Annotated in this window: 8 protein-coding genes; 2 read left to right on the forward strand and 6 right to left on the reverse strand. The window is 74.5% G+C overall.

The window, feature by feature from the left end; genetic code table 11:
* Positions 1-42 precede the first annotated feature (42 nt).
* Positions 43-525, reverse strand: a complete 483-nt coding sequence (locus BN12_RS16035; protein WP_048554018.1) for a MarR family winged helix-turn-helix transcriptional regulator — start codon at positions 523-525, stop codon at positions 43-45.
* A 69-nt stretch (positions 526-594) separates the two neighbouring features.
* Here BN12_RS16035 and BN12_RS16040 point away from each other — a divergent pair, with 69 nt between their 5' ends.
* The gene (locus BN12_RS16040; protein WP_048554020.1) at positions 595-1,563 is read left to right on the forward strand and encodes a Vgb family protein; all 969 of its coding nucleotides are present in this window, start codon (positions 595-597) and stop codon (positions 1,561-1,563) included.
* A gap of 35 nt (positions 1,564-1,598) precedes the next feature.
* Positions 1,599-3,047 (forward strand): NAD(P)/FAD-dependent oxidoreductase, encoded by a 1,449-nt coding sequence (locus BN12_RS16045; RefSeq protein WP_048554022.1) that lies wholly within the window; start codon positions 1,599-1,601, stop codon positions 3,045-3,047.
* Positions 3,048-3,051: 4 nt separating this feature from the next.
* On the opposite strand, the gene BN12_RS16050 is transcribed toward BN12_RS16045, so the two are convergent.
* From BN12_RS16050 to BN12_RS16070, 5 genes are all read right to left on the reverse strand, one after another.
* Positions 3,052-3,915: a YncE family protein gene (locus BN12_RS16050; protein WP_235432431.1), complete on the reverse strand. Its 864-nt coding sequence runs from the start codon at positions 3,913-3,915 to the stop codon at positions 3,052-3,054.
* A 192-nt stretch (positions 3,916-4,107) separates the two neighbouring features.
* The gene (locus BN12_RS16055; protein ID WP_235432432.1) at positions 4,108-5,340 is read right to left on the reverse strand and encodes a DUF480 domain-containing protein; all 1,233 of its coding nucleotides are present in this window, start codon (positions 5,338-5,340) and stop codon (positions 4,108-4,110) included.
* 27 nt (positions 5,341-5,367) lie between these two features.
* Complete coding sequence (locus BN12_RS16060; RefSeq protein WP_048554026.1) at positions 5,368-6,186, reverse strand: GNAT family N-acetyltransferase; 819 nt, start codon at positions 6,184-6,186, stop codon at positions 5,368-5,370.
* A 4-nt stretch (positions 6,187-6,190) separates the two neighbouring features.
* On the reverse strand, positions 6,191-6,760 hold the full coding sequence (locus BN12_RS16065) for a methylated-DNA--[protein]-cysteine S-methyltransferase (RefSeq protein ID WP_048554028.1): 570 nt from the start codon (positions 6,758-6,760) through the stop codon (positions 6,191-6,193).
* Positions 6,757-6,906: an RNA polymerase sigma factor gene (locus tag BN12_RS16070; protein ID WP_268807035.1), complete on the reverse strand. Its 150-nt coding sequence runs from the start codon at positions 6,904-6,906 to the stop codon at positions 6,757-6,759. Before BN12_RS16070 ends, BN12_RS16065 begins: the two co-directional genes overlap by 4 nt.
* Between the last annotated feature and the right edge of the window lie 7 nt (positions 6,907-6,913).

The following is a 6,913-nucleotide window of genomic DNA, read 5'->3' on the forward strand; positions in this document are numbered from 1 at the left end:
CCAGCGCCCCGGCGGCCCGCTGCGCCCCCGGCGGACCCCGCGTCAGGCTCCGGTGGCGCGGTGGTCAGGGCGGCGGCTCTCCGACACCTCGGCGATGACGTCGTCGAGCGCGCCGCTCAGCTCCTCGAGGGCGGCGAGGATCCGCGGGCTGTCGTCGCCGAGGCGGTCCAGGAGCGGGACGATCGCCGCCTGGAAGTGGGGGAAGCACTCGACCGTGAGGCGCTCGCCGAGCGGCGTGAGGCTGAGGATGCTCGACCGGCCGTCGTGGGGATGGGCCCGCCGGCGCAGATGCCGACGCTGTTCCATGCGCCGCAGGTGGTTGGACAGCGTGGGCTGCTTCATCCCGACGGTCTGCGCCAGGCTCGACGGCGTGGCCGGCTGGATGATGCGCAGCGCGCTGTAGACGGCGAACTCCTCGGTCGTCAGCGGCGCCCCGTCGAAGCACAGCGACAGCAGGTGGCCGCTCTGCCGGGACAGGGCATAGACGAGCAGGAGAGGACCACGAGAGATCGCCGTGCCGGGCACCGGAACATCCTATGGTCGCTTGAAACTAGTTCATTGATGAACTAGTTTCTCTTCATGAGGTGTCGTGCGGTGACCGTCGTCCTCGCCCTGGCCGTCCTCCCCCTCGCGTCGCTCGGGGGCTGCTCGGGCGGCGGGTCTCCGACCGGGTCGCCGTCCTCCGCCTCGTCGTCGCCCGCCTCGTCGTCGGGCAGGTCCGTCGACGTTCGCAGCGTCGTGACCGTCGGCAACCAGCCCTGCGGGGTGCTGGTGACCCCGAGCCGGGTGTGGGTGAGCAACTACGGCGACGGCACCCTCCAGTGGGTCGACCCCGCGACGCACCGGACCGGGCCGGCGATCCGAGTGGGGTCCCGGCCCTGTGGCCTCGCGCGCGGCGGCGGGTCGATCTGGGTGGAGAACTACGGGTCGGCGAGCCTCACGAGGGTCGACGAGCGCAGCGGCACGGTGACGGCCACCGTGACCGTGGGCGACCAGCCGTACGACGTCGCCTACGCGGCGGGCGCGGCGTGGGTCACCGACTGGGCCGACGGCACGGTGTCGCGCGTGGACGCCCGCACGAACCGGCGCACCGTGATCCGGACCGGCGGGACACCGACGGGCATCGTGGGGGCGGGCGGCTCGCTCTGGGTGCCCGTCAAAAGCCTCGACACCGTCGTGCGGCTGGACCCGGCGACGTCCCGGGTCACCGGGCACGTCGCCGTGACCCAGCCCACGTGGACGGCCGCCGCCGGTGACACGGTGTGGGTCAGCTCGCCGCAGACCGGGTCGGTCACCCGGATCGACGCGCGGACGGGCAGGATCGTCGCGACCGTCGCCGTCTGCCCCACGCCCCAGGACGGCTCGGTCGCGAGCGGCGGCGTGTGGGTCCCCTGCCAGGGCGGCGACGTCTACCGGGTCGACGCCGACTCCAATGCCGTCACCGGGCCGTGGCGTACGGGCACGGCGAACCCGTTCGTCCTCGACGCGGCGTCCGGGGCCGTCTGGACCGCGGACTTCGCAGGGCGCACGCTCGTGGAGGTCGATACCTCGACGACCCCGTGACGCTAGCGTGTGCTCCGTGCGAAGGAGGAGCCCGTATGCCGCGTCATGACACCGTCTTCGAGCGGAACGCCCCCGCTCCGTCGGTCGTGGACGCCGCCCTCCGCGACAGCCGGCAGGGCTCCTTCTGGCTCGAGGACGCCGCACCCGGCGCCGCCGCCTACGACCGGCTCACCGGGGACACGAGCGCCGACCTCGTCGTCGTCGGCGGTGGCTACACCGGCCTGTGGACCGCCCTGCTCGCCCGGCAGCGCGAGCCGGGCGCGCGGGTCGTCCTCCTCGAGGCGAACACCGTCGGCTGGGCCGCCTCGGGGCGCAACGGCGGCTTCTGCGACGCGAGCCTCACCCACGGCCACGACAACGGGGCGGCCCGCTGGCCCGAGGAGATCGAGGAGCTGGACCGGCTCGGGATGCGCAACCTCGACGAGATCGAGGCGACGGTCCGCGACCTCGGGCTCGACGCGCAGTTCGAGCGCACCGGCGCGTTCGCCCCCGCCGTCGAGCCCCACCAGGTCCCTTGGGTGAGGGAGTATGCCGAGCAGGCGCCGGCCGCGCTCGGCACGACGGCATACCTCGACGGGACGGCCGCCCGGGCCGAGGTGAACAGCCCCACCTACCTGGCCGCCGCCTGGGACAAGGACTCCTGCGCCCTCGTCCACCCCGCCCGGCTCGCCCACGAGCTGGCCCGCGCCGCGGCGGACCTCGGCGTGGAGATCCTCGAGCACACGAGGGTCGAGGGGATCGAGGCCGACCGGTCCACCGGACCGGTGACGCTGCGGACGGCCCGCGGCCGGGTCCGGGCCGCGCGGGTGGCCCTCGCGACGAACGTCTTCCCCTCGCTCCTGGCCCGGTACCGCTTCCACACCGTGCCGGTCTACGACTACGTCCTGATGACCGAGCCCCTCGGCGCCGACCAGCTCGCCGCGATCGGATGGCGAGGGCGGCAGGGCGTCGGCGACCTCGCCAACCAGTTCCACTACTACCGGCTGTCCGCCGACAACCGGATCCTCTTCGGCGGGTACGACGCGATCTACCACTACGGGCGCCGGGTCGACCCGGCATACGAGGACCGCCCGGAGTCCTACCGCCGCCTCGCCTCCCACCTCCTCACGACCTTCCCCCAGCTCGAGGGGATCCGCGTCACGCACCGCTGGGCGGGAGCCATCGACACCTCGACCCGGTTCTGCGCCTTCTTCGCCCGCGCCCACGGCGGTCGGGTCGCGTATGCCGCCGGGTTCACCGGGCTCGGCGTCGGCGCCACCAGGTTCGCTGCACAGGTCATGCTCGACCACCTCGCCGGCGGCCGGACCGAACGAACCGAGCTGGCCATGGTGAGGGAGCGTCCGCTGCCCTTCCCGCCCGAGCCGTTCGCGTGGACCGGCGTCCAGGCGACCCGCTGGTCGCTCGACCGCGCCGACCACGCCGCGGGCCGCCGCAACCTCTTCCTCAAGGCGCTCGACGCCGCGGGCCTCGGCTTCGACTCCTGAGCGGTCAGCCGCCCACGGTGTAGAGCGTCGGAGCCGTCCGCCACGAGGGGTATGCGCCGACGAAGATGTGGCCCGCGGAGCGGCCGACGACGATGGCGCCACCGGCGAGGCGGAGCTGGGCGAGTCTGCGCGGGTGGGCCGCATCGAGCTCGGTGAGGTACCCGTGTCCGATGGCCCCGTCGACCGTGCCGACCGCGTAGGCGTGACCGGTCGTGGGGTCGACCGTGAGATCGGCGACGTCGCCCCTGACGGCGACCGTCCGCACGTACCTCCCGTGCCTGATGACGTCGACCCCGCCGTACGTCCCGACGTAGTCGGTGTCGCGGGCCGGGTCCGTCGCGACGCGCAGGGCCGTGTCCGGCAGGCCGAGCCCGGGGAGGACGGCGCCGCGCACCGTGACCTCGATGATCGCGGAGTCGCGCGTCGCGAGGAGGGCGGTCCCTTCGGACGTGTCGACCGCGAGGTCGCTCGGGAACCCGTCGACCTGGACCGTCCAGAGGACCCGCAGCGTGCGGCTGTCGAAGGCGACGAGCCCGGTGTCGAGCGTGGCGAGGACCCGATGACGGAGCGGGTCGACGGCGACGGACCCGAGCAGGCTCGACTGCGGGGCGCTCCGCGACACCGTCCCCGTCCTCGGGTCGACGCGGTAGAGGCGGTCGTCGCTCACGCCCGTCGCGAAGACCTCGCCCGTCGCGTCGTCGACCGCGACATCCTGGGCGCCGAACGCGCCGATGCGGGCCACGAAGCGCATGACGGTCCCGCGCCAGGGCGAGATCTCGGCGATCCCCCGGTCGTTCGCGGCATACACCGGGCCGCTGCCGGACGTGATGGACACCGCGGTGTGGGCCAGGGTGTGCGTGTGGAGCACGGACAGCATGGTCGACGCGGAGGAGCTGGAGGAGGCGCCGAGGGCGACGTCGGGCGTTGTCAGGGCCGACGCGACGGGGGCCATGGCAAGGACCGCTGTGACGGCGAGCAGCCTCAGACGTCCGATGCGATCGAGGGTACGCCGTCGAACACCTTGGCGCGCCGTCTTCGCCGACCCTCGCGCAGCGGCCGGTCAGGCGCGTGTCGCCAGCACGGACATCCGGTCGGTCTGCTCGCCGGCCACGGGGCCCCGGACGTACCACTCGACGTTCGCGAGCCCGGCCCGCGCGACGGCTTGCCGCACGGCCTCGGGGTCGTGGAGCACGACGTCGAGGTCGACCGGCTCGTCCCACCACGTGTCGAGGTGTCGCACCTCGGGCCGGCCTGCGCCGGTGGGCACGTGGCCGGCGAGGAGGAGCAGCCCGCCGGGCCGCAGGACGCGGGCGAGCGCCGCGACGGCCTCGTCGAGCTCGGCGGGGTCGAGGTGGATGAGGGAGTACAGCGCGAGGACGGCGCCCCACCCCGGGGCCGTCCTCGGGCGGAGCAGCCGCCGCAGGTCGGCGACCTCGAACGGGACGTAGGGGTGCCGCTCCCGCGCGACCTCCACCATCCGCGGCGAGAGGTCGAACCCGTGCGCGTCCGCCCCGAGCCCGGCGAGGTATGCCGTGACGTGGCCCGGTCCGCACCCCACGTCCGCGACCGGGTCGCCGCCCGCGGCGGCCACGACCCGTGAGAGGAGCCAGCGGTCGAAGGGCTTGGCGTCGAGCTCGTCGCCGAGGCGGTCGGCATACGTCCCGGCGACCGTCGCATACGCCTCGAGGACCCGCCGGTCGCGCTCCGCGGGCCCGGCCGCGAGGACCGTGGCGGGCTCCTCCGGGACGGGCACCTCGACACCGGCGTCGTCCGCGACCGGTCCGAGGAGGTGGATCCAGCGCCGGTCGTGCTCCCTCGGCCGCAGCGGCAGCTCCCGGGCGAGGGGCACGTCCCGGTCCGCGAGCCGGCGGAGTACCTCGGCGACGGACTCCTTGTCCGGGAGGGGATGGAGGCGCTCGCACCGGGTCCGCAGCTCGCCGGCCGTCTGGGCCCCGCGGAGGAGGAGGACCGTGACGACGGCGCACTCGTCGTGGGCGAGGCCGAGCCGCTCGTCGAGGAGCTGGTGGAACTTGACGGTCCGCTGGCCGGCCCCGGCCCACACCCTCCGGACGAGCCCTCGGTCGGTGAGCGAGCGCAGGGCGTCGGTGAGCAGCGTCGAGTCGTAGTCGACGACCGGCTCGCGCGAGCTCTGCTGGTTGCAGGCCGCCTGGACGGCGTTGAGGGTCAGCGGATACGTCGCCGGGACGGTCCGCTGCTTCTCCATGAGGGCGCCGAGGATCCGCTGGTCGACGGGGTCGAGCGGGACGGGGGTGGACGGGTCGGCATCCGGCACGGTGGCGAGGCTACCGCTGTGACCGGGTCAGCCGGCCCCCGTCATGGCCGGTCGCCGCTCCCAGTGGACCTGGGTCTCGCGACGCTCGAACCCCACCGACTCGTAGATGCCCATGGCGTGGTAGTCGGGGTCGGCGACGATGACGAGCCGCTCGGCGCCCATGACGTCGAGCGCGTACCGGCCGGTGGCGTGGGTGAGCGTCCCCGCGAGGCCCTGCCCGCGGGAGGTGGGCCGCGTCTCGACGCTCTGGTAGCGGGCGAGGCCTCCGTCGCAGTCGACGATGCCCATCTGCGCCTCGAGCCGGCCGTCGACGAAGGCGCCGAGCCAGGCGCCGCGGCCGGCCTCGGTGAGGAGCCGGCGGGTCAGCGCGCTCGCCTCGACGAAACGCAGATAGCGCTCCGGCGTCTCGGTCGGCGGGTCGTCCTGGCAGGCGAGCGCGAGCTCGACGTGCTGGGACCAGTCCGCGTCGCTGAGCAGCGTCCGGACGCTCGCGTGGCGGGCCGGGCGCGACGGCTCGTGGACCTCCTCGGCGACGAGGACGGCGTCGTGGGCCCGGGTGAGGCGGTGCGGGGTGAACGCCTCGTGCGTGGCCGGGTCGTCGCGGGTCCCGTCGATCCCGATCGCGACGTGCTCCCGGTCGGGGAACTCCGCCTGGAACGCGGCCACCCACCGGTCGGCCCCCGCCTCGCCGGCCGGCGCCTCCCGGAGGAGGAGGAAGTTGCCCCACCAGAACCCCGGGTTGTGGTCGGACCGCGCGACGAGGTGGTCTCCGCGGTCCTCGACGGTCGTCCCGCCGAGGCGGAGGATGGCGAGATCGGTGCGGAACCCGAGCGACTGGACGTCCATGCGCTCATCCTGTCCGCTCGAGGGCGAGGAGGAGCTCCTTCGCGGCCAACCCGCCGGCATACCCCGTGAGGGAGCCGTCGCGGCCGACGACCCGGTGACACGGGACGACGACGCACAGCGGGTTGGCGCCGAGGGCGGCCCCGACGGCACGGGCCGCGTGCGGCCGCTCGACCGCCCGGGCGAGCCCGCCGTACGTCGTCCGCTCGCCGTAGCCGACGCTCTCGGCGAGGCGGGTGAGGACGACGCGCTGGAACGGCGTCATGAGGGCGGGGTCGACGGGGATGCTGAACTCCCGGAGGCGCCCCTCGAGGTATGCCGCCAGCTCCCGTCGCACCGGGTCGAGGGCCACCGGGTGACGCAGCACCCGGGGGGAGACCAGGCGGGCGATGCGGTCGAGGGCATGGTCCTCCGCCTCGGCGGTCGGGACGTAGGCGCTCGTCAGGAGGGCGCCCTCGGCCGTCCGGGCGAGGAGGAGGCGTCCGACGGCGGTGTCCTCGACGGCATACGACACGTCGCTCGGGGCGAGGACGGGAGGGCGCACCGGCGGGTCGAAGTCGCGGAGCAGCTCGGTCATGGCAGATCCTTCCGGAGGGTGGCGAGGGCGTCGCTCACGAGGCGGCGGCTCATCACCGGGGACACGTCGAGGGCGGCGGCGATCCCCCGGTGGTCGAGGTCGGCGACGTAGCGCAGGACGACCGCGGACCGCTGCCGCTCGGGCAGGGCCGCC

Origin of the sequence: Nostocoides japonicum T1-X7, assembly GCF_001046855.1 — a bacterium.
GTDB lineage: Bacteria > Actinomycetota > Actinomycetes > Actinomycetales > Dermatophilaceae > Nostocoides > Nostocoides japonicum.